This window comes from Pseudomonas sp. ICMP 460 (genome assembly GCF_002723595.1).
Lineage (GTDB): Bacteria > Pseudomonadota > Gammaproteobacteria > Pseudomonadales > Pseudomonadaceae > Aquipseudomonas > Aquipseudomonas kitaguniensis.
Genome location: NZ_LKBR01000086.1, coordinates 1 through 233 on the forward strand (window position 1 = coordinate 1; position 233 = coordinate 233).

The window sequence follows — 233 nt, forward strand, 5'->3', positions numbered from 1 at the left end:
TAATATTCCTGTACTTCTGGTTATTGCGATGGAGGGACGGAGAAGGCTAGGCCAGCTTGGCGTTGGTTGTCCAAGTTTAAGGTGGTAGGCTGAGATCTTAGGTAAATCCGGGATCTTAAGGCCGAGAGCTGATGACGAGTTGTCTTTTAGACGACGAAGTGGTTGATGCCATGCTTCCAAGAAAAGCTTCTAAGCTTCAGGTAACCAGGAACCGTACCCCAAACCGACACAGG

At 48.9% G+C, this 233-nt stretch carries 1 rRNA gene; it reads left to right on the forward strand.

From position 1 onward, the window contains the following. Positions 1-233: ribosomal RNA gene (locus AO240_RS27240) — 23S ribosomal RNA — on the forward strand; the annotation flags it as partial.